Origin of the sequence: Micrococcus sp. KRD128, assembly GCF_017168395.1 — a bacterium.
In the GTDB taxonomy this organism is placed as follows: Bacteria; Actinomycetota; Actinomycetes; order Actinomycetales; family Micrococcaceae; genus Micrococcus; species Micrococcus luteus.
The window spans coordinates 1-920 of the sequence record NZ_JABFAX010000041.1 but is presented as its reverse complement, the minus strand read 5'-3'; the positions used below and the strand labels follow the sequence as shown (position 1 = coordinate 920).

The following is a 920-nucleotide window of genomic DNA, read 5'->3' as shown; positions in this document are numbered from 1 at the left end:
CCGGTACAGCGCCGTGCCCTCATCCTGGCTGGTCGTCGTCACCTGCTGGCCCCTTCACCTTCTGTGTCCGTGGGTTGGTCACACCCTCGACGATCTGCCGTGCCCTCCCGAAGGAGATCCCGAGCAACTCGCCGATCTTCCGGTACGACAGGCCGCCCTCGTGCAGCTCGGCTACAGCCTGCTGCCGCATCTCCCGCACCCTGGCGTGCGTGTCCGGCCACTGATCGAGCAGCTGCGTCAGCCGCTGCGCCCGATCGCTTGCGCTGCCCTCACCGAGCGCGTCGATCGCATCAAGCACGCGCTGCACCTCCTCGTCAGCCACGCCCACTCCCTTCGTTCGGGAGCGCGGACTACCCGGGCCCGTTGCGTGTAGAGTACTCTGCACAACAGGGCGGATGGTAGCCACGCTGCCACTGCCCACAGCAAGACGGCCCCGGCCGGCGCTCGCAACGCCACATGGCCGGGGCCAGACCTACCCCACACCGTTGAGAGATCGGGGCAGATCCATGAGTGATCGTAGCGACGGGCCTCCCGGCCAGACCCCTCCCTGGTACGCCAGACTCGCCACCACCGCCGGACGCCCCGCCGTCCTCGCCGCCACCCTCGTCATGTCGATGCCCGGCGAGTACCACGTCGCCCGCTTCGCCGGCTGGACCGACCCGTGGGCGTACGGCATGCCGTTCTCCCTCTCCGCGTACGCCGGTATCGCCGCCGTCGTTGCGGCCACCAGGCCGAAGGGCGCCCGCGGCCGGGCCTCCGCCACCATCGGCGCCGGGTTCGCCATCGTCCTCGCCCTCGCCGCCCAGGTTGTCGCGCACCTCGTGCAGACCGGGCACATGGACCACAACCAGGCGTGGCTCATCGCCGTGACGAGCATGGTGCCGCCGGCCGTCCTCGCGCACCTCCTGCACCTCGCAGCC

2 protein-coding genes are annotated in these 920 nt (G+C 70.5%); one reads left to right on the top strand and one right to left on the bottom strand.

Annotation, left to right across the window (positions count from 1 at the left end; translation table 11 throughout):
• Positions 1 to 19 precede the first annotated feature (19 nt).
• Complete coding sequence (locus J1M44_RS11320) at positions 20 to 322, bottom strand: hypothetical protein (protein WP_206481103.1); 303 nt, start codon at positions 320 to 322, stop codon at positions 20 to 22.
• A 184-nt stretch (positions 323 to 506) separates the two neighbouring features.
• Between J1M44_RS11320 and J1M44_RS11315 the strand changes: the two genes are divergently transcribed.
• On the top strand, positions 507 to 920 hold a 414-nt coding region (locus J1M44_RS11315), incomplete at its 3' end, for a hypothetical protein (protein ID WP_206481102.1).